Annotated in this window: 16 protein-coding genes and 1 pseudogene; 4 read left to right on the forward strand and 13 right to left on the reverse strand. The window is 33.5% G+C overall.

Translation table 11 applies throughout. The features are described 5' to 3' along the window. Nucleotide 1: 1 nt before the first annotated feature. The gene (locus ADIWIN_RS14050) at nucleotides 2–2,200 is read right to left on the reverse strand and encodes a bifunctional alpha,alpha-trehalose-phosphate synthase (UDP-forming)/trehalose-phosphatase (RefSeq protein ID WP_040757398.1); all 2,199 of its coding nucleotides are present in this window, start codon (nucleotides 2,198–2,200) and stop codon (nucleotides 2–4) included. Between the two features lie 82 nt (nucleotides 2,201–2,282). Between ADIWIN_RS14050 and ADIWIN_RS14055 the strand changes: the two genes are divergently transcribed. Then, nucleotides 2,283–4,082, forward strand: coding sequence for a glycoside hydrolase family 15 protein (locus tag ADIWIN_RS14055; protein WP_020896816.1), 1,800 nt, complete (start codon nucleotides 2,283–2,285; stop codon nucleotides 4,080–4,082). A gap of 5 nt (nucleotides 4,083–4,087) precedes the next feature. Here the strand turns inward: ADIWIN_RS14055 and ADIWIN_RS14060 are convergent, their stop codons facing one another. Together ADIWIN_RS14060 and ADIWIN_RS14065 are read right to left on the reverse strand one after the other, a co-directional pair. Continuing rightward, nucleotides 4,088–4,879, reverse strand: a complete 792-nt coding sequence (locus ADIWIN_RS14060) for a sugar-binding protein (protein WP_020896817.1) — start codon at nucleotides 4,877–4,879, stop codon at nucleotides 4,088–4,090. A 3-nt stretch (nucleotides 4,880–4,882) separates the two neighbouring features. Continuing rightward, nucleotides 4,883–5,347, reverse strand: coding sequence for a DUF6265 family protein (locus tag ADIWIN_RS14065; protein ID WP_020896818.1), 465 nt, complete (start codon nucleotides 5,345–5,347; stop codon nucleotides 4,883–4,885). 124 nt (nucleotides 5,348–5,471) lie between these two features. Between ADIWIN_RS14065 and ADIWIN_RS14070 the strand changes: the two genes are divergently transcribed. Continuing rightward, entirely contained in the window at nucleotides 5,472–5,858 is a 387-nt protein-coding gene (locus ADIWIN_RS14070) for a BlaI/MecI/CopY family transcriptional regulator (protein ID WP_020896819.1), read from the forward strand. Further along, entirely contained in the window at nucleotides 5,851–7,263 is a 1,413-nt protein-coding gene (locus tag ADIWIN_RS19690; protein WP_020896820.1) for an N-acetylmuramoyl-L-alanine amidase, read from the forward strand. The genes ADIWIN_RS14070 and ADIWIN_RS19690 overlap by 8 nt, the downstream gene beginning before the upstream one ends. Before the next feature lie 75 nt (nucleotides 7,264–7,338). Here the strand turns inward: ADIWIN_RS19690 and ADIWIN_RS14080 are convergent, their stop codons facing one another. From ADIWIN_RS14080 to ADIWIN_RS14105, 6 genes and pseudogenes are all read right to left on the reverse strand, one after another. After that, nucleotides 7,339–9,147: an acyl-CoA dehydrogenase FadE gene (locus ADIWIN_RS14080; protein WP_020896821.1), complete on the reverse strand. Its 1,809-nt coding sequence runs from the start codon at nucleotides 9,145–9,147 to the stop codon at nucleotides 7,339–7,341. Between the two features lie 40 nt (nucleotides 9,148–9,187). After that, a complete protein-coding gene (locus ADIWIN_RS14085; protein WP_020896822.1) occupies nucleotides 9,188–9,544 on the reverse strand; it encodes a four helix bundle protein in 357 nt (118 codons plus the stop codon). Nucleotides 9,545–9,591: 47 nt separating this feature from the next. Continuing rightward, nucleotides 9,592–10,785 carry an acetyl-CoA C-acyltransferase gene (locus tag ADIWIN_RS14090; RefSeq protein ID WP_020896823.1) on the reverse strand — a complete coding sequence of 398 codons (1,194 nt, stop codon included), beginning with the start codon at nucleotides 10,783–10,785 and terminating at the stop codon, nucleotides 9,592–9,594. A gap of 101 nt (nucleotides 10,786–10,886) precedes the next feature. Continuing rightward, nucleotides 10,887–13,295 (reverse strand): 3-hydroxyacyl-CoA dehydrogenase/enoyl-CoA hydratase family protein, encoded by a 2,409-nt coding sequence (locus tag ADIWIN_RS14095; protein WP_020896824.1) that lies wholly within the window; start codon nucleotides 13,293–13,295, stop codon nucleotides 10,887–10,889. 1 nt (nucleotide 13,296) lies between these two features. After that, nucleotides 13,297–13,752: a MarR family winged helix-turn-helix transcriptional regulator gene (locus ADIWIN_RS14100; RefSeq protein ID WP_020896825.1), complete on the reverse strand. Its 456-nt coding sequence runs from the start codon at nucleotides 13,750–13,752 to the stop codon at nucleotides 13,297–13,299. Nucleotides 13,753–14,097: 345 nt separating this feature from the next. Further along, a pseudogene (locus ADIWIN_RS14105) lies at nucleotides 14,098–15,869 on the reverse strand (AMP-dependent synthetase/ligase). A gap of 256 nt (nucleotides 15,870–16,125) precedes the next feature. On the opposite strand from ADIWIN_RS14105, the gene ADIWIN_RS14110 reads away from it, so the two are divergent. After that, nucleotides 16,126–18,756 carry a chondroitinase-B domain-containing protein gene (locus ADIWIN_RS14110; protein ID WP_020896828.1) on the forward strand — a complete coding sequence of 877 codons (2,631 nt, stop codon included), beginning with the start codon at nucleotides 16,126–16,128 and terminating at the stop codon, nucleotides 18,754–18,756. Nucleotides 18,757–19,053: 297 nt separating this feature from the next. Here the strand turns inward: ADIWIN_RS14110 and ADIWIN_RS21455 are convergent, their stop codons facing one another. From ADIWIN_RS21455 to ADIWIN_RS14125, 4 genes are all read right to left on the reverse strand, one after another. After that, nucleotides 19,054–19,467 (reverse strand): helix-turn-helix transcriptional regulator, encoded by a 414-nt coding sequence (locus ADIWIN_RS21455; RefSeq protein ID WP_020896829.1) that lies wholly within the window; start codon nucleotides 19,465–19,467, stop codon nucleotides 19,054–19,056. Nucleotides 19,468–19,620: 153 nt separating this feature from the next. Further along, nucleotides 19,621–19,872: a response regulator transcription factor gene (locus tag ADIWIN_RS22205; protein WP_081669586.1), complete on the reverse strand. Its 252-nt coding sequence runs from the start codon at nucleotides 19,870–19,872 to the stop codon at nucleotides 19,621–19,623. Then, the gene (locus tag ADIWIN_RS14120) at nucleotides 19,794–20,252 is read right to left on the reverse strand and encodes a response regulator (protein ID WP_020896830.1); all 459 of its coding nucleotides are present in this window, start codon (nucleotides 20,250–20,252) and stop codon (nucleotides 19,794–19,796) included. The genes ADIWIN_RS22205 and ADIWIN_RS14120 overlap by 79 nt, the downstream gene beginning before the upstream one ends. A 3-nt stretch (nucleotides 20,253–20,255) precedes the next feature. Then, nucleotides 20,256–22,280, reverse strand: a complete 2,025-nt coding sequence (locus ADIWIN_RS14125) for a sensor histidine kinase (RefSeq protein WP_020896831.1) — start codon at nucleotides 22,278–22,280, stop codon at nucleotides 20,256–20,258. Nucleotides 22,281–22,303 lie beyond the last annotated feature (23 nt).

Raw genomic sequence — 22,303 nt, forward strand, 5'->3', positions numbered from 1 at the left:
TTTAAATAATTTTCTTGAGTAATTCCCTAACCTCAATTGGGCCTTTAATTTGATATTTAGCTTTTGTTTTTACGTAACCAACTTTTATGGTAACCGCAGATTCTGGTGCAACTTCAAACATATATTCGTCGGTCCAGTCATCACCCATAATTAAAACGAAATCATAATCGTCTTTCATTAATAGTTGGGTTGTTGCTCTACCTTTATTAACGTTACTACTTTTAATTTCTATAACCTTATTGCCTTGTAAAACCGATAATTCATTGTTGGCGACCATACTTGTTAAAACAGTGTTGAGCTCCAAAGTGCGTATTTGTGCTAATTCAGGATCAGCAGTTCTGTAATGCCAAGCTAAAGAGTATTCTTTCTCTTCAATAAACGTTCCTGGTGTTCTATCTACAAAAGTTTCGAGTATAGGTTTAATGTTAGACATCCATTCTGTTTTAAGAATTTCTAACGGAGTCCATTTTTTTTGTTCTCTCATCCAAACTCCATGATCTGTAATAAGGTCATAGTCTTTCTCTCCATACCATTCTTGAAATGTCGCTTTATCTCTTCCGCTAATTAAACAGAGTTTAGTGTCTTTTTTGTTTTCAAATTTATCTAAAAGCGCGTATAATTCTGTGTCAGGTTTAGCATCTTGAGGATTGTCCTTAAAGCCAACTAAGGTACCATCGTAATCTAAAAGAATAAGTCTGTTTTTGGCATTTTTAAAACGTTCAATGATTAGTTGCTCTTCTTCTTCATTCATTTTTTTTGAAATGCTAATATCTTGGATCTGGTTAGTCGCATCTAAAGTTTTAAAAAATTCTTCCGCCCATTTTTCTACATCATAGCGTTTTAAACGTTTTTGTAAAATTCTCATTCGGCTTTTTTGTTCTTCCAAAGGCATGGTTAATGCTTTATTTAGTGCTGTAGCAAAATCTTCGAAACTGTTAGGGTTAATAAGAATAGCTTCGTTCATTTCTTTTGCAGCACCTGCCATTTCACTTAGAATAAGGACACCATCTTGTTTTGTACGTGTAGCTACATATTCTTTTGCGACTAAATTCATACCATCTCTTACGGGAGTGATTAAAGCCACATCAGATGATGTATATAAATCGATAAGATTTTCAAAAGGCATAGATCTATAGAAATACCAAATTGGTGTCCAACTTACTGTAGAAAATTCGCCATTAATACGACCGACTAATTCGTCTGTTTCACGTTTTAACTTTTTATATTGTGGCACGTTAGAACGCGAAGGAACGGCGAGCATTACTAATCTTACTTTTTCTTTATATTGTGGATAGGTATTTAGAAAATACTCAAAAGCGCGCAATCGATTTGGAATTCCTTTTGTGTAATCTAAACGATCTATTGAAAGGATGAATTTTTGATTATCAGCTACATTTAAATGTGTATCTAAGCGTTTTTGGAGCTCAGATTTTTCAGTATTTGGATTGTCGTGCGCCAGTGCAGCATTGTAAAATTTGTCGTAGTCTATTCCCATAGGAAATGAATCGACTTTTATAATTCTATCGTGATACGTAATTTCATTAAAATTAACATCGAGACGTAAAATACGTTTTACAGAACTTAAGAAATGACGTTCGTAATCATAGGTATGAAAACCAATAAGATCTGCACCAAGCATTCCTGTTAAAAGTTCTTCACGCCACGGAAATGTTCTAAATATCTCATAAGAAGGAAACGGAATATGCAGAAAGAAACCTACGGTCACATCTGGCCGGGCTTCTTTAATAAGTTGAGGTAAAAGCAATAATTGATAATCGTGAACCCAAACGGTATCACCTTCCTCAATGGTTTCTAAAACAACTTGAGCAAATTTTACGTTTACGCGCTTATAAGCTTCCCATTGTGATTTTTCAAACTCAGTATATTCTAAAAAATAATGAAATAAGGGCCAAAGTGTACGATTACTAAAGCCTAAATAAAAATCTTCAACATCAGCTTCAGTAAGACCTACAGCTCTGCATTTTGCGTCTTCAATTTTAGCATTGACTTTAGATTTAAGGTTGTCGTTTAATTCTTCATCTGTAATTCCAGACCAACCAACCCAAACGCCATTTCCATCTGCGTGAACAGACTTCATTCCAGTTGCAAGCCCACCAACACTAGGAGTTACGTTAAGTTTGTCGTCTTCTATCGAGATTTGAAGTGGTAATCGGTTTGAGACAATTATTGTTTTATTCATGCTAATATTTTGGATGGTTTTCAATATTTTCGTTAATTTAAAGAAATTAGAATTTTTATCATCATTTTAAATAGAGAAATTAATGAATAATTTAGATTACGGAATTATAGGAAATTGTAGAAGTGCCGCTTTAGTATCTAAAGAGGCATCCATTGATTGGTGTTGTTTGCCAAAGTTTGATTCCGCATCTGTATTTGCAAAGTTATTAGATGATGACATAGGAGGTAGCTTTGGTTTTATTGTTGACGAAAGTTACACTACAAATCAATTTTATCTTGAAAACACAGCCATATTAATAACACGGTTTAGTAATGGTATTGATGTGTTTGAGGTTATTGATTTTATGCCACGATATCATAAATCTAATGGTGGTTATCATTCGCCACCAGAATTTATTAGATATATAAAATACATTTCGGGAAAACCAGTATTAAAAGTCGCTTATAACCCGAAATTAGAATATGCAAAAGGGGTGACTTCAACTTATGTTAAGGGCGATTTTATTGTGAGTCTTAATAATGAGCAGAGCTATGATACGTTATTTTTATATACTGATTTAGAAAAAAACGCAGTTTTAGAAGGCGAATCTATATCGCTAACGTCAGATCATTTTTTCTTGGTTGGTTATAACGAAAAGTTATTTGTACCAGACTTAAAATATGCAAGTTTAGAGTTTGAGCGTACAAAGGTATATTGGCTCAATTGGATGGAGCGCACACCAACCTACAAAAAATATAACGAACAGATCTCCCGTAGTGCAATGACATTAAAGTTGCTGAGTTATGATAAAACAGGTGCTGTTTTAGCTGCTGCAACAACATCTTTACCAGAAACTATTGGTGAAGTTAGAAACTGGGATTATCGTTTTTGTTGGATTAGAGATGCCTCTATGGTAATAAAAGTAATGTCGCAATTGGGGCATAAAAACATAGCGAGACGTTATCTTGATTTTATTATCAGTTTAATGCCAGATAAGGATGAAAAATTACAGATAATGTATGGTATTAGTGGAGAAAAAATACTTACAGAGGAATCTTTGGATCATCTTTCTGGTTATAAAGGGTCTAGTCCAGTAAGAGTTGGAAACGCAGCGTACATGCAAAAACAGAATGATATCTATGGTATTTTAATGGATGTTATTCATCAGTTATTAGCTAAATTTAGTAATGATATTGAAAATGGTGAAGAACTTTGGACAATGACTAAGGGCATTGTTTGGGTTGTAAGTAAACATTGGCAGGAACCAGATAAAGGTATTTGGGAATTTAGAGAAGGAGATCAACATTTTACTTTTTCTAAAGTACTCTGTTGGACAGCTATTGATAAAGCTTTAAAAGTAGCTAAACTCTTAGGTAAAACATCGAAAATTGCTCGTTGGCAATTGCTAGAAGAAGCCATAAGAAAAGATATTATGGACAATGCTTGGAATGACAAAGTACAAGCATTTACGCAGGCTTATAATTCTGAGGATTTAGATGCTTCTGTTTTATTGATGGAATCTTATGGGTTTATTGATGCTAAGCATCCTAAATTTGTGAGTACAGTAAAAGCTATTGAGCGCGATTTATGCCATGAAGGTTTATTATACAGGTATAAAACTAAGGATGATTTTGGATTGCCATCGTCTTCATTTACCATCTGTACGTTTTGGTTCATTAATAGCTTATATAAAATAGGAGAGGAGCAAAAAGCAGCAGAACAATTTGAAAAATTATTGTCTTACAGTAATCACCTAGGTTTGTTCAGTGAGGATATCGATTTTAAAACCAAACGGTTACTAGGTAATTTTCCGCAAGCGTACTCACATTTAGCTTTAATTGAAACCGCAATCAACCTATCGAATGTTACTCCGGAAGAAAAAGTTAAAGACACGTTAGGTTAATTTGTTTATTCTTTTAATAGAATGGTACCAAAGATGTTGGCATCAATCCAACCACGATTTTTATCTTTACCTTCAACAGGAATTGACCCTATAAAGTTTTCACGTTCTAAACTTTTGTCATTGTCACAGTAGGCAATGGCAAAACCTATTTTTTTATTGGCGCTTAAGTTTACAGGTGTATTTTCTCCATGATCATTGTATGAATCGTCGTAAAGTGACATTTTTACTTCCCAAATGGTTGTGTTGCCTGTGGTTATGTTTTTAGATTCGATATGCGAATTATAAAGTTTACCTGTTTTTTCCGTAGACATGTCAACCACATTGCCATCTAAAGCGATGTGATAGGCGAAGGCATTATGATTAAATTGATGTTCGCCACCACTATTGTCCTCATCTATAAAGATTTCTAAGCAATCGTCATCCCACCATCTCTCTAAAGGATCTTCTATTTTATCGATTAAAGTATCGTCTTTTATTTCGGCTAAAACATAAAGCGCATCATCTGTCCAGCTTAATTTAAAACGTCCAGAATAATCATCTTCAGTTAGTGAGTCGCCTAACCAAACTTGGTTTAAATCATACCATTGGCTTTTTGCCCAAGCAGAATCGTTAGACACGCCATCAATAGTAATGGCGGTTTTGGATTTATAAACTTCTCGTAATTGCTTTTCAATTTTAGTTGATGCTATGTTTTGAGGTGCTTCTTTTAGAGAAGGTTCTTCTGCTTTTTTAGACGTTTCATTTTTACAATTGAAAACTAAAACTAAAAGAAATAGGAGGTAGGTTGCTTTTTTCATGGGTTATTTTTTATAATTGAATTTTACGGTTTCTGCTATGCCATCTTCATTTTTTATATCCACATAGATATTCATTTCATTGGATGAAATTTTCTCGAAAGTCATGCCCTCAAAAATAACTTTATTTTCTGTAATTTCTTTTAAAGGAAAGTCTACGGTTTCGTCCTTTGTTTCCCAGCCTTTAAGATCTGGACCGAAATGTTTTAGTTGAAGGATTAATGAATTTTCGACTTCTCTTATGACTTCTATTTCGTAGAAAACTACTTTTCCGTCGTGAATTAATTTAAACGTTGCCATCATGGAACCACCTGATGGTTCGCTCCAGATTTCTTCAGTAATACCACCAAAAGCTTCACCATGCCATGTGCCAGCAATCCATTTGATGTTTTCTAGTTTGGGCTCTAATGGTTTTGTTAGCTGTGCATGAGATGTTGTAAATATTAATAAGAAGATGATTACATATTTCATAGAATGATTGGTTTGAGATAGAGCAATTAATACTGTTTTTGTAATGAGTCTAAAGATATATTTTTTAAGCTGAATTTGGATAATTAAATTTTATTACTACATTTGTAGTATTAAAACTATAATTGTGGATATAAAACAACTAAATAAATCTGAGCTTCAAATTATGAAGTACTTATGGATGCTTGAAAAAGGATTTATGAAAGATATTGTAGAGAAATTTCCAGAGCCAAGACCAGCTTATACGACGATTTCAACTTTATTGAAACGTATGACAGATAAGGATTATATAGGTTTTGAACGTTTGGGTAGAGATAAACAATATTTTCCAATTCTTAAAAAGAATGATTATTTTACAAAACAGGTTAACGGAATGATTCAGCATTTCTTCAACGATTCTAAAGCACAATTTGCATCATTTTTTGCTAAAAATGCCGATTTATCGATGCAAGAGTTAGAAGAGCTTCAAGCGTTGTTAAAGCAAAAAATGGATCAAAAGAAAGCCAATGATTAGTTATTTCGTTTATACCATTATTAGTTTAGGCTGTTCGTACGCGGTTTATGTTTTGTTACTCAGAAAGCAAAAGACATTTCAGTTTAATCGCTTTTTCTTAATAGGTTCTCTTCTTTTGTGTCTAGTTGCGCCATTTATGGAGATTGAACTCTTTAAGGCTGTGCCGAGTATTACTGAAATACCTTTAGAGAAATTTACTGCTTCGGTAGTGGAAACTCAGCCTATTGAAGACGTAACTTTTGGTGAGGCTCAGCAGGTCGACCACTCTCAAAAAAGTCCTTTTTTCTATGTCTACTTTATTATAACATTGTTTTTAGTGTTCCGATTCTTAAAGAATTTATCTAAGATTTATGGATTGACAAGAAACGAATATGAATATGATGGAAAACTTAAAGTGATAAAGAGTACGGACTCTGATATGGTGTCTAGTTTTTTTAATTATATGTTTATTCCTAAACAGAACACGCTTTCTAGAGCGGATTACAAAAGCATTATTGCTCATGAAACCGTCCATAGTGAAGAATTACATTCTGTAGATATTATCCTTTTAGAATTGCTCAGTTGCATCTTTTGGTTTAATCCATTTATTTGGTTGTACAAAAAATCCACTTTGCAGAATCACGAATTTAGAGCAGATGAAAAGTCTGTCTCATCAGGGATTGATATTGAGAATTACTCAAATACTATTATCAACTTAGGACAAAAGGAATACCGCGTTCCTCTAACTAGCGGATTTAATTTCATTCAAATCAAAAATCGAATTATTATGTTACATCAATCAAAATCATCAGTATTCAAACGAACTTTAAACATTATATCTGTCAGCTTACTTCTTGCAGGCATCTTTGTATTAAGTTCTTACAAAGATTTAAAAGAACCGCTCGTAGTTGTTATAGATGCTGGACATGGAGGACATGATTCTGGTAATTTAGATGAGAAAAATATTGTTTTAAATATTTCTCATCAGTTATCTCTTTTGAGTAGTGATAATATCAGAATTATTACCACAAGAACTGAGGATACATTTTTTACATTACAAGAACGTGTTGAATTTATTAGTACGCAAAATGCAGATCTAGTTGTAAGTTTGCATGCCAATGCACATTCAAATCCATTGACAAATGGAGTAGAGGCTTACTACAACGACAAAGACGAGTTTAAGGATAAATCTTATGCATTTGGCAAGATTTTATTAGAAAACCAGATGGAATTATTTTCAACCAATCGCGGACTTAAAACAGTGCCTATGTATATTTTTAGACATATCAATAGTCCTGGTGTATTATTAGAACTCGGATTTATTACGAATGAAGAGGATCATAAGGTTTTGATGAATGTGGATCGTCAAAAGCAAATAGCAGCTTCAATTTTTGAAGGATTAGAAGAAATTAGAAAGAGTAACTAAATTAAAAAAGCCAACACAACCGAAAATCATGAATCGGAAGTGTTGGCTTTTAACCATTCAACTTAACCTAAATTTTTAAAAGCAGTACTTGTTTTCTGCTTTTACTTTTTCTGCGATCTCAATACGTAAATCTACGATATCTGGATAGTTTGCATATTTTGTAAAACGCTTAAGTCCCATTAATAACATACGTTGTTCGTCTCCTTCAGCAAAAGAAATAATACTTTCTTTCCCTTTTTCTTCAACGATATCTACAGCGTGATATAAATATAATTTCGCCATTGCGATTTGTGCAGATTGTTCTGCTTCGCTAGTACGCTTCACATTTTTCTCTGTTCTTAAAATTGCAGATTCTGCCATATAGATTTCAATTAAGATATCTGCAGCAGCAATTAACAATTGTTGGTGTTCTTCTAGTTGCGGTCCAAATTTTTGAACAGCTCCACCAGCAACCATTAAGAATGTTTTCTTAAGTTTTGCAATCATTTGCTTTTCTTCTGAAAATAATTCAGAATAATCTGGAGTTTCAAAAGAAGGAATACCCATTAATTCTTCTTGTACTTTAGAAGCAGGACCCAATAAATCAACATGACCTTTCATCGCCTTTTTAACTAACATACCAACAGCTAACATTCTGTTTATTTCATTAGTGCCTTCGTAAATACGAGCAATACGAGCATCTCTCCAAGCAGACTCCATTGGAGTTTCTTCAGAGAATCCCATACCACCAAAAATTTGGATACCTTCATCTGCAGCATTTTGTACATCTTCTGATACCGCTACTTTTAAGATAGAACATTCAATAGCATATTCTTCAACCCCTTTAAGTTCTGCTTCTTGATGCGAATTACCTGCAGCTTCTCGCATAGCAATTCTATCTTCAATATTTTTAGCAGCTCTATAGGTTGCAGATTCACCAGCATAAGCACTAGCCGCCATTTCAGCTAACTTTACTTTAATAGCTCCAAAGTCTGCAATAGGAGTTTTAAATTGTTTACGTTCTTGAGCGTAATTTACAGCAGTCGTTAAAATACGACGCTGAGAATCTAAACAAGCCGCAGCCAATTTAATACGACCAACATTAAGAGCGTTCATGGCGATTTTAAAGCCTTCACCACGACCTGCTAACATATTTTCAACAGGCACTACAGTATCATTAAAAAATACTTGACGAGTAGAAGAGGCACGAATTCCTAATTTGTGTTCTTCTTCACCTAAAACAATACCATTTGGATTTTCACCATTATATTCTACGATGAAACCTGTAATGTTTTTATCACCTTCAATACGAGCAAAAACAATCATCAAACTACAGAAACCTGCATTTGAGATCCACATTTTTTGTCCGTTAATTTTATAAGACTTACCGTCTTCTGAAAGTGTAGCTGTTGTTTTACCAGAATTGGCATCAGATCCTGCACCAGGTTCTGTTAAACAATACGCTCCAAACCACTCACCAGAGGCTAATTTAGGAACGTATTTTTGTTTTTGTTCTTCAGTACCATATAAGGTAATTGGCATAGTACCAATTCCTGTATGTGCACCAAAAGCAGTACTAAAAGAACCAGTTCCACTTGAGATATAATCACAAGTTAATACTGTAGATACAAAACCCATTCCCATTCCGCCATAAGCTTCAGGAACAGCAACACTTAAAAATCCCATGTCACCAGCTTTACGCATCACCTCTTCAGTTAATGCATAATCTTTAGCTTCAAAACGTGCTTTATGAGGAATGATTTCACGATCATTAAATTCCTTTACGGATTCCTTCATCATGGTTTGTTCTTCTGAAAAATCTTCAGGAGTAAACACATCGTCACAATTTGTTTCTTTTACTAAGAACTGACCTCCACGTAGGATGTCTTTTTCTGTATCTGCCATTTTTTTTGTTATTAGATTTTAAGATTTCTAGAACCAAGAATCAAGACAGCTTAAGTCCGGATTTGAAACTTGAAATCATTTTTTGTATTTGTTTTATTTTGTCTTCTAGTTCTTTAAATTTTTCTTCTGAAATGTAGTCTTCATTAAAAGCAACATTCAGTTGTGTTTCCCATTCAAAAGCAGAACCTAAGCTATACTCTAAATATTGAGCAAAATGTTTGTTTGAACTTTTACTTGTTCCTTCTGATATATTTGAAGGAATAGAAACAGCACATCTATTCATTTGATTTATTATGCCATAAGTTTCAAACTTTGGAAAACTTCGCGTGATTTTATAAGATTCTGAAACTAATGCCATGCTTTCATTCCAAATTTTTAATTTCTTGAAATTATGCATAGTATCTGTTTTTTTGTCTTGGTTCTTGACTCTTTTAGTCTTGATTCTTAATTAAGAAACTCAAATACCCCACAAGCACCTTGACCTGTACCAACACACATCGTAACAGCACCATATTTGCCTTGCATGTTTTGCTTACGCATTTCGTCAAAAAGTTGTACCGATAGTTTTGCTCCAGTACATCCTAATGGGTGACCCAATGCAATGGCACCACCGTTGACGTTTATAATATCTGGGTTAAGACCTAATTCTCTAATTACCGCTAAAGATTGCGAAGCAAAAGCTTCATTTAACTCAATTAAAGCTAAATCGTCTTGTTTTAAACCTGCTTGTTTTAAGGCTTTTGGAATCGCTTTTACTGGTCCGATACCCATAATACGAGGCTCAACACCTGCTGCAGCATAGTTTACCATTCTTGCAATTGGTTCTAAACCTAGTTCCTTTACCATGTCTTCACTCATTACCATTACAAAAGCAGCACCATCACTCATTTGTGACGAATTACCAGCTGTAACACTTCCACCAGCAGCAAATACCGCTCTAAGTTTTGCTAAGGCTTCTTTACTTGTTCCAGCACGAGGGCCTTCATCTTTAGTAACTGTGTAAGATTTTGTAGCTTTCTTTCCGTTAGCATCAATGTACGTTTGTTCTACTTCAATAGGAACAATTTGATCCTGAAAACGGTTTTCAGCTTGCGCTCTTAAAGCTTTCATGTGTGAATTGTAGGCGAATTCATCTTGGTCTTCACGAGATACGTTGAATTGTTTTGCAACAGCTTCAGCCGTATTTCCCATGCCCCAATAATAGTCTTCATGACCTGCTTTTACAATAGCGTCGTAATTCAATTCTGGCTTAAAACCTGTCATTGGCACCGCACTCATGCTTTCTGCTCCACCAGCAATAATACAATCTGCCATCCCGGCTTGTATTTTTGCAGTTGCCATACCAATAGTTTCTACTCCAGAAGAGCAAAAACGGTTGACAGTTACTCCTGGAACATCAACAATCTCTAATCCCATTAAAGAGATTAACCGTGCCATATTTAATCCTTGAGAACCTTCTGGCATTGCGTTACCAACAATAACATCGTCAATACGCTTTGGGTCTAAACCTGGCAATTCCTTCATCATATACTTGATGGTTTCTGCTGCCAATTCATCTGTTCTTTTAAAACGGAACACGCCTTTTGGTGCTTTACCAACTGCGGTTCTATATGCTTTTACTATATATGCTGTTTTCATATTTTGTGCTTTTGGCTATTAGCTTTTGGCTATTAGCGTCTAAAAATTATACATTATCACTGCCAATAGCTATATGCTAAAGGCTAATCGCTTAGTAATTTTTAATTACGTAACGGTTTTCCTTTGGTTAACATATGTTGAATACGCTCTAAAGTTTTACGTTCTGTACATAAACTTAAGAATGCTTCACGTTCAATATCTAGTAGATATTGTTCTGTTACTAAAGTTGGTTCAGATAAATCACCACCAGCCATAACGTATGCTAGTTTGTTTGCGATTTTCATATCGTGTTCAGAAATGTAATTAGAGTCTTCCATAGAATCTGTTCCTACCATAAACATACCTAAGGCTTGTTTACCAAGAACTAAAACATCATTTCGTTTTACAGGTTGCGTATAACCAGCGTCTGCCATTAATTTAGCATGCTGTTTTGCGACTGCAATTTGACGGTCTTTATTAACCACTACAACATCTTTACCTTTTTGAAGTAATCCTAAATCGAAAGCTTCGTAAGCAGAAGTTGATACTTTTGCCATACCAATAGTTAAGAAATACTCTTGTAAAACATTTAACTGTACATCTCCTTTATGGAAAATATCCGATGCTCTTAAAGCCATTTCTTTAGAACCACCACCACCAGGAATTACACCAACACCAAACTCTACAAGTCCCATGTAAGTTTCTGCTGCTGCGACTACTTTATCTGCGTGTAATGACAATTCACATCCACCGCCTAAAGCCATACCGTGAGGAGCAGAAATTGTTGGTATTGATGAATAACGCATACGCATCATGGTATCTTGGAAATATTTGATAGCCATGTTAAGCTCGTCATATTCTTGTTCTGCAGCCATCATAAAAATCATTCCGATGTTGGCTCCAACAGAGAAGTTTGCGGCTTGATTACCAACTACTAAACCAGCGAAATCTTTTTCGGCTAAGTCGATGGCTTTATTTAATCCTGCGAGAACATCTCCACCAATGGTGTTCATTTTAGATTGGAATTCACAGTTAAGAATACCATCACCTAGATCTTCGATGACAACACCAGAGTTTTTAAACACTTCGTTTGTTTTTCTGATGTTATCTAAGATGATAAATGCATCTTGACCAGGAATTTTTTCTTGTGATTTTTTAGGAATGTCATAAGCATAAGTCGCTCCCTCTTTTACGGTATAAAACGATGTGCTTCCCGATGCTAACATGTCGTTTACCCAAGCATTAGGCTCTAAACCTTCTGCTTTCATAATTTCGATTCCTTTTTCAACTCCGATAGCATCCCAAATTTGGAAAGGACCATGTTCCCATCCAAAACCTGCTTTCATAGCATCATCAATTTTATATAAATCGTCTGTGATTTCAGGAATTCTATTAGATACATAAGCAAATAAGGCTGCGAAACTCTTTCTGTAGAATTCACCAGCTTTGTCTTTACCTTTAACTAGTATTTTGAAACGGTCCACAACTTTATCAACAGTTTTGGTCAATTCTAATGTGGCAAATTTTGCACGTTTAGAAGCACGATACTCTAAGGTGTTTAGATCTAATGATAAAATTTCAGAAGAACCGTCTTCTTTTTTGACCTTCTTATAGAAACCTTGTCCTGTTTTACTTCCCAACCATTTATTTTCCATCATTTTATTGATGAAATCTGGTAATTCAAATAACTCTAAACGTTCATCTTTAGGACAGTTTTCTCTTATGCCATTAGCGACATGAACTAAAGTATCTAAACCAACCACATCAACCGTACGGAAGGTTGCTGATTTTGGACGACCAATTACAGGGCCTGATAATTTATCTACTTCCTCAATGGTTAAATCTAAATCTTTAACCGTGTGAAATAAACTTTGAATGCTGAAAATTCCGATTCGGTTTCCAATAAATGCAGGAGTATCTTTTGCGATCACAGAGGTTTTTCCTAAGAATTTTTCTCCATACTCATTTAAGAAATCTAATACCGCTTGGTCTGTTTTTGGACCAGGAATGATTTCGAACAATTTTAAATATCGTGCCGGATTAAAGAAGTGTGTGCCACAGAAATGCTTCTGAAAATCTTCACTACGACCTTCACTCATAAACTTAATAGGAATACCAGACGTGTTTGATGTAATTAGCGTTCCTGGTTTACGGTGTTTTTCAAGTTTTTCAAAAACTTGTTGTTTAATATCTAGTCTTTCAACTACAACTTCCATAATCCAATCGACATCAGCTACTTTAGCGATATCGTCTTCTAAGTTTCCTGTAGTAATTCGACTTGCAAAAGATTGACTATAAATAGGAGAGGGCTTCGATTTTAGTGATGCAGCTAAGGCATCATTAACTATTCTGTTTCGTACAACTTTATCTTCTAAAGTTAAACCTTTAGCTTTCTCTTTGTCGTTAAGTTCTCTTGGTACGATGTCTAATAATAAAACATCGACACCAATATTGGCGAAATGACAAGCGATACCGCTTCCCATAATTCCAGATCCAATAATTGCTATTTTTTTAATTCTTCGTTTACTCATCTTATTTTAAAATGTGTTCTTTTTTATTGTATATCTGTTTGTTAGAAATCATATTATTAATGATTTCCGCAACCTTGTAAAAATTTGTTAGTTCTTCTGAAGAGACGTTAGTTTTGATAGCCTCATTAAAGGTTAAAACCTTCTCTTTTGATAAAGCTCTTTTTTGTCTACCAAAATCAGTTAGAAATATAAGGACTCCACGACCGTCTTCAGGATTTGGTTTTCGTTCTATTAAACCTTTAGACTCCATTGTCTTTAAGGTTCTAGAAAGGCTTGTCGCCTCCATTCCCATTTTTGGTCCCAACGAAGTTGAAGGGGTTCCTTTTTCTGGATCAATACTTAGTAATGTAAAACCTGTAGCCATAGTGGTGCCAAATTCAGAGGCTTCTTCGTTGTACATTTTATTAACTGCTAACCATGTCGTTCTTAAGACGTAATCAATGGTTTTATCTTTCATGGTCTTAGTTTGAGTACCAAAGATAATAAAAAATACTATGCACGCATAATAAATCTTTAAAATAATATTTACATAATGTTAAAATTATGTTATTAAAATGAAGGAAACCCTTTTTTAGGTTCTATAAATTATGAATACTTCAATTATCAAATAAGTTTAGATAATTGCTTAGTGGTTAAGAATTATAGTTATTTAACCTACTCTAGGTGCTTTGAAAGCTTGATTAAATGTTAGATGTATTGAAGACTAGTGTAATTCAAATTTAGATAGATTGAAAAAAGGACTAGCTACACTAATTAGTGTAGCTAGTCCTTTTTAATAAGTGTATAAAAAAGTTTTAAAGAATTAAACCCTATAAATCTTATCGTATAAATCTTGATAAATACCAACAATAATAGCACGCTTCATTTTCATAGTAGGAGTGAGGTGTCCACCTTCTATAGACCAAACATCTGGCGTAAGTTCAAAACGCTTAATTTGTTCCCATTTACCGAAATGCTTATTGTACTTATCTATTTCTTCTTGAATTCTATTAATCACAATTTCTGAGTTGGCAATTTCTGTATCTGTTTTTCCAACACCATTTTGTTTAAAGTCAATCCAATCGCGTATGAAATCGAAATTAGGTTGAATTAAAGCTGCAGGCATTTTTTCACCTTCACCAACAACCATAATTTGTTCGATGAAAAGTGATTGTTTCATGTCGTTCTCTAAAAGTGGTGGAATAACATATTTTCCGCCAGAGGTTTTAAACATTTCCTTTTTTCGACCTGTAATTTTTAAGAAACCATCGGCATCAATTTCACCTTTATCTCCTGTGTGAAAGAAGTCACCTGTCATGACTTCAGCTGTTTTTACAGGATCTTTATAATAACCCATCATAACATTAGGGCCTTTAATTAAGAGTTCTCCATCGTCAGCAATTTTAACCTCTACATTATCAATTGGCTTACCCACAGTGCCTACTTTATAATAATTATCTTTGTACATTCCAACAGCAACAACTGGCGAGGTTTCTGTTAAACCATAACCTTCCATAATTTGCATTCCTGCTGCTCCAAAGATTCGTGCTAATCTTGGTTGTAATGCAGCACTACCAGAAACCATTGTGCTTAAGTTTCCTCCAAGAGCATCTCTCCACTTACTAAAAATTAGTTTGTTCGCTATTTTTAACTGAAACTCATACCATCCACCATTAGCTCCATAAGGCTCCCAACGCTCAGCTAACCTTACAGCCCAAAAGAATAATCCTTTTTTTATTCCAGATAATTCTTCCCCTTTATGCATTATTTTATCGAAAACTTTTTCAAGTAGACGTGGCACAACACTCATTAAATTCGGTTTTATCTCTTTAGCGTTATCACCAATTTTATCAATGCCTTCCGCATAGTAAATGGACATTCCAGCATATTGATAAACATAAATTAAAACCCGTTCAAAAACGTGACATATAGGTAAGAAGCTTAATATACGGTTTTCACCTTCTACGTGTGGTACTCTTGGAGAGCTGTCTAAGGCATTACTAGTAATGTTCCAATGGGAAAGCATAACACCTTTTGGTTTACCTGTAGTGCCAGAGGTGTAAATTATAGTGGCTAAATCAGATGATTTTACGGCATCTTTTCTTAGTTCTACTTCAGGTTGATTGCTTTCATCCTTCCCAAGTTCTAGTAATTCTGAATAGTGCTTGCAACCTTCAATATGATCAAAAGAATAAACCTCTTTAATTTTGTATTAGCTTGAACTTTTCTTACTTTTTCTAAGACTTCCACATCAGATACAAAACAGTAGATTGATTCACTGTGATTTAATACATACTCATAATCTTCTGCGCTAATGGTTGGATATATGGGGATGTTTTGCGCACCTAATTGGAGAATTCCAATATCCATGATGTTCCATTCTGTTCTATTCGCCGTAGAAATAACTGCAATTTTATCATCTTTTTGCACACCCAAACGTAATAGAGCCCTGCTCATTGCATTAGAATTATCTACATATTCTTGTGTAGATGTCGGTTGCCATTTCCCATCGTATTTGGTAACCAATGCTTTAGGATTTGGTTTATGTTGTAATTGAAAATATGGAAAATCAAAAAGACGTGTTACTTCTGTCATATTAATTGGCGCTTATTTAGTATAGAGATATTACGAAAATATAAAAATTAAAGTTATAAAATATAAAATTAGTATTGCAGGTATAAATAAATTGATAATATAGAAATTACTTATCGTTATCGTATAAATTTTGCATTGTTTTAGTGAAATCTACAATAATAATTCAGTTTTTTTATTAAAACTATAATTATTTATTTATATTTGGTTAACCAGTTTGGTTGACCAGTTTCTCTAACAACAATTAATCTATTTTATTATGAAAACATTTTACCTTTTTAAGAATTCATTATTCAACACCATTTGTGCATTATTGCTATCAAGCTACAGTGTGTTTTCTCAAGAAACATATAGTATTAATGATCTTGATGATCTTGAAGATTTAGTTGAAACACTCGCTGCAGGAGACACTGTTATCTTGGAAGATGGAATTTATCCTGATAGTGATAGAATTAAATTTTCGCCTACTACAGGTACAGCAGCAATGCCTATTACATTTAGAGCAGAAACGCCAGGAGGTGTTAAATTTACTGGAGGCATGCAAATGAGTATTGGTGGTGATCACGTTATTATTGATGGTTTTTATTGGCAAGGTGGCTATGGATCTAGTGTCGTTATAGAATTCAGAGATGGTACAGATTATGCTAATTATAGTACAATTCAAAATTGTGCAATGGATGGTCTAGCAGTTGAAAGTCCATCTGCAGGAACAAGTACAAAACATAATTGGATGATGTTATACGGAACTTATAACACCGTAATTAACTGTTCATTTATGAATAAAGCAAGTTCTGGAAATATGATTTTAGTAGAACTGTCATACAATGCATATCCTCCGGTAGAAGATAATGAACCAGAAATAAATACGAGTTGTGATATTGTTGGTCATACCATTAGTAATAATTATTTCTACAAGTATGAAAAAATAGATTCTAATTTAACTAACGCTGGCGATAGTGAAACAATCCGAATTGGTACTAGCTCATATCAAAATGTTGATAGTAGTGTAATGGTGAGTAATAACTATTTTGTAGAGGCTGATGGTGAAAATGAAATTATTACCAATAAAAGTAAAAACAACTCCTATATCAATAATACGTTTAGAAGAAGTAGAGGGTCTTTAGTACTTAGACATGGATCTAATGCTACGGTTGATGGCAATTACTTTTTAGGTGAAAATATTGATGGCACAGGTGGTATTAGAATTGTTGATAGTGAACATACGATTGCTAATAATTATATTCAAGATTGTATTACGGTTATTGATCAGGCAAAATGGAACAATGGTATCACTTTTTTAGGTGGAAGCGCTAATAACGCTGTGCCTTGTACTTCTGATAATAATTCTAGTGATTATCAAAAAGTTGAAAATATTGATGTCTCTAATAACACTATTATAAACACAAATGCTCCTTTATATTATAATACAGACAAAGGTTCAACGGATCCAACTGGAACATTTTCGAATAACCTAATTTATTATACGGCTAATAATCCTAATATTACAAACGTTATTAGTGGGGATACTGAAAATTCTTATGCTAATCTTGGAACAACTTTAAGTTACAGTGGAAACGTTTATACGGGAGCAGCATTAGGAGAAGCAAATGCTGGTTTTTCTGAAGAAACAGGAATTTTAGCAACTGCGGTTGGTGAGATTTTTACATTTTCTGGGATTGGATCTGCCGGTAAAGGTGCTGATATGGGTGTTTACGAACCAACAACGGATGCTATGGTTGGCCAAGGAATCGGAGCTTGCTTTTTAAATAGTTTAGGGGCTAGTATTACTGATGGTGATTGTACTATTGAAGTACCAGAATCTTTAACTGTTAGTGGTTTGCCAACACTAGACCCAGATGCAGCTAGCTATGATGTTTCTGTGAATGCAAATGTAAGTTGGGCAGCTATTTCTAATGATTCTTGGATATCTATTGATCTAAATATTGGTACAGGTGATGCTACAGTTGTCGTTTCGGTTACTGATAATGAAGATACAAGTAGTAGAACGGGGTCTATAACTTTTACTCAAACTTCAGGAGAAAATGTAATTGTTAGACAATTAAATGTAACACAGAATGGAGCCGATTTAACGGATTTATTCAACCTTATTAATACAGGTGTTGAAGGAGAGGATCCTGTGACGGTTCATTCATTTTCGCAACAAGAAGTAGATCTTAATGCGAATCCTCCAAAAACAAATTATGCATACAATACGTTAGATAAAGATACTGGGACGCAGTGGACGGCATCAGATGGTTCCATTTTGGCTGGTGATTATAAAGGTGACGGTGAATTTATTATCTACAATTTAGATGATGAGTATCAACTCGATTTAATACAAATTGCAACAGATGATAAGTCAGATCCTTATGGCATACAATTTTGGGTTTCGACTACAGGAACAGATCTTTCAGACTTTACAATGATTTTACCAACAACAGGTGATTTATTAATTACCACAACAACAGGTACGAGAGATGCTTTTGATCAGTATGAAGTTTCTGTCAACGCACATTATATAAAATTAATGAGTTATGGTAGATTTAATGTTGAAGGAGATGATAGAGCAAGTGCTTGGTCTAATATTACTGAAATAGAGTTTTATGGTTCTCAAAGTTTATCTGTAGGCGAAAATGATTTAGAAAACAATATTTCAATTTATCCTAATCCAACTCAAAGTAACTTAAACATTAAAGTTTATAACAATACTAATATTGAATCTTTCAAATTATACAGTATTGATGGAAGATTAATTATGAAAGGTAAAACAGAAACTATTAATTCTGTAATTAATATAGATATATCAAAAATAGTTAGTGGTAATTATGTTTTAAAATTATCAAGTCAGGATGGCAGAAATATTTCAAAAGGAATAATTGTGTCTGAATAGACAAAATAATTAGATGTAAAAAAAAAAGGGTTTCTCAATTTGAGAAGCCCTTTTTTGTATGATAATATCACAGGTCTATCTAAAAAATCTTATTTATTTTAATAAAAAAAAACAGGTTAAGCGCAAAATGTCCTAACCTGATCCCCCTTGATTAATAGCAAATATATAATATTGAAAACTTTTTTATTTTTACTGGTGTATTCTAACCCAAATAATTTTAAATAAATTCAATTGATCTAGCTTGTTATTTGATACGACCAAATTATAGCTTTTATTAAAGTGTTGCAATGCGTAGGTCTACGTAGTGTTTAATAAAATGTTCTGATATTGACTAAAAGACATTCCTAACGTTGATTTAAAAAGACGATCAATATTATTAGGTGTGCATTGATAATGTTTTTGGATTTGAGTTAAAGACAAGTTTTTACTTTTAAAAAGCAAATGAATTAAAATGTTGTCTAATATGGTTGGACTTATTGCTTTAAATTCAGCAGAAGATAAATCAGTCAAAAAATCATGTGGTTTAAGAACGGCCATTTTAATTTGTTCATTCTTTAAATAGCCAACATATGTGGGTCTGCATTTAGCGATATAATAAATGGTATTATTTTCGGATTTTAGTAACAATGGAATAGCGAATGGTTTATAGTAGGATATAGTACTTGTCTTTCCTAATTTATAAATAATATAACTGTATCCGTCTGGTTGCAATGTATGGCTTTCTCTATTTTGTAATTCAATAGAAAAAACGTGTATTACCCAATAATTATTAGGAGTGTAATAAGTGTGTATATCAATGATAATACATTATAGTTTGGTGAGGTTAAAGCTATAATTTATTAGATTGCATTACTGTACGTAGGTCTACGTATTAAATATCTTTGGATGATTTTTTAACCAAACAAAGAGTGCATTTTGGTTGGTTGTATCTATGTCTAATTTTTTAATAATGTTACTACGGTGTTTTTCAACGGTACGTTTAGATATAAATAACTCCTCAGCGATTTGAGTACTGTTAAGGTTTTTGTCTAAATACTTTAAAATTTTGATTTCGGTAGGGCTGAGTTCTTTAACATTAGAACCTGTGTCACCACTGAAATGGATGCTATTTTTAATTTTTGACCAACATAATTGATATTATTGTTTACACTTTCTAGGCAAGCCTCCAATTCTTGTAAAGCACTATCTTTAGTGACATACCCATGTATAGATAGACCAACCTCCTTTAAGATAGATCCTTGTTTATGCAAGGTCAAAATAATAACTTTTGTACGTATTTTTTTGCGTTTAATTTGTTGCGCAACTTCTAAGCCGTTCAGTTTTGGCATATCAAAATCGAGAATAGCAATATCGGGTTGTAACTCTACAATTTTATTATAAGCGGTATTGCCATCAGTGGCGGTATCAATAACGTTATACCATTTTTTTTCTAAAAATTCTTTAGTGCCATTTAATAGTAAAGGATGATCGTCCGCCAAAATAATAGTTGTAGACATGGTTTATTTTTTTGGTACTTTAATTTGAATGGTTGTGCCTTTTCCTTTAACAGAATTAATACTCAACTGCGCACCAATAAGTTGTGCACGCTCTTTTATGGTTTTCATGCCTAAGCTATTCAGTAATTCAGTGTTTTCAGTGACATCAAAACCAGTACCATTATCTTTCACTTGAAAAAGAACGGCATCTTTTAAATTTTCAATACTAACAGCACAGGCTTTTGCTTCAGAATGCTTCTCAACATTATTTAAACATTCTTGTAGCATTCTATAAATAAATATTTCCTTGTCCTTAGAAATATTTAAACCTTCCATTTCTATATCTTCTGAGTAGAAAATATTGGAATTTTTCTGAAAATTTTCTATCGTATTCTTTATCGAATTTATTAAACCTAATTTTTCAAATTGAAAGGGGTGTAATTGCTGAGATATTGTTCTTACTTCATCAATGGCACCATCAACTAAAGAGGTATCTGTTTTATTTTTGCTTTCTAAAAAGATTTTATTTTTAATGAGTAACAGACTTTGTCCAACACTATCATGAAGCTCGCTAGATATGCGTTTACGTTCATTTTCTACACTATATATAAGATCTTGAGCAAATGTTTTTTGAAGTTGAACATTTTTTTGCGAATACTTTCGTGATCGCCAGAGATAGATGATTGTAAAAAGCGCTATTAAAAGTATAATACTTCCCCAAAGTAATTGAGCCTTTCTATGGTTTTGTTCGTCTAGTAGTTTTATTTCACTGTTTTGATCCTTTATTTTTTGATCGCGTTTATTGGTTTCATAAAGCGTTTGATAATAACTTAAAGCATTGTTTTTTTGAACAGATTTTAAGGAATCTTCAATTTTTTTTGCAGCCTTTAAATGAAAGTAAGCATAATTATATTCTTTTAGTTCCTCGTAAACCTTGGCTAAAAAAGATTCACCAACTTCTATGTTCTCCATATGATTAGAGGCTCTAACGAGGTCAAGATATTTTAATCCCCATATTAAGGCGGTGTTATAATCTTTTTCAGCAAAAGCTAAATATCCACAAGCTTTATAGTATTTACTCTCATAAATACCTTCCATGTTTTTTGTGTCTTGTCTTAGTGTTTTTAAATAAGACTTGGCTTTAGCTATACTGTCGTTTTCAGCATAAGCAATGATTAAGGATTGTAAATGAATAGGGCGGAAATACTCTGCATTATTCGATTTTTCACTTACTGCAATAGCTTTGTGTAAATTTTTTAAGCGTTCTTTTTGTAGTCCTTGCTTGTTATTGTCCGCAGCAGCATTGGAGTAAAGTGAGGTGAGTAAACCATAATTCTTAAATAGTTTTGCTAAGGCAATTGTTTCATCGCGTTCTTTCTTCGCTTGGTTTATAAATCCATTGGTACTGTATAATATGGACAACATATTCTTAGACGCAATTATGTTAAAGGTGTCCTTAACTGCAACGAAAATTTTGGAAGCTTCCTGTATATGTTGAGATGCTTTAACAAACTCTCCTTCATCGGTGTAAGCGTAGCCTTGGTATAAAATAGCGAAGGCCTTAACGCGCTCGTTGCCTGCTTTTTCTGCATATATTTTAGCCTTCTTGTAATAAGACATGGCGGTGTCTACTTCTTTATCGAAATAAAAGCTGTCACCAGCATCTATATATATACCCGCTAAATTTCTATCGGTGAGATGATTTTTTAAGGTGTTAAAATAGGTGTTGAATATTATAATGCCTTCTTTAGGTTGCCCTAAAACATTATTGTAATAATTAATAAGGTTTTGAGTTGTACGAGAAGCGAGATTAAAGGAATCTAATTGAATCGCGTAATCTATAGTAGCTCTAGAGATCGAGTCGAATCCAAAAGCAGTTTTATGATAAGTAATGGTTGTTAAACTATCTAGTAATTTTAGTTTCTCACCGTTATTCTTCTCCGATTTTATTTGCGCTTTTAACGCATCAACCTCAGATTGATGCGTTGTGTTTTGCGCAAACGTGAAAGTGTAAGTAAATAATAAAAAGTATATAAATACTAATCTCATTGAGTTATTTTTCACGAAACAAA

The organism is Winogradskyella psychrotolerans RS-3 (assembly GCF_000427335.1).
In the GTDB taxonomy this organism is placed as follows: domain Bacteria; phylum Bacteroidota; class Bacteroidia; order Flavobacteriales; family Flavobacteriaceae; genus Winogradskyella; species Winogradskyella psychrotolerans.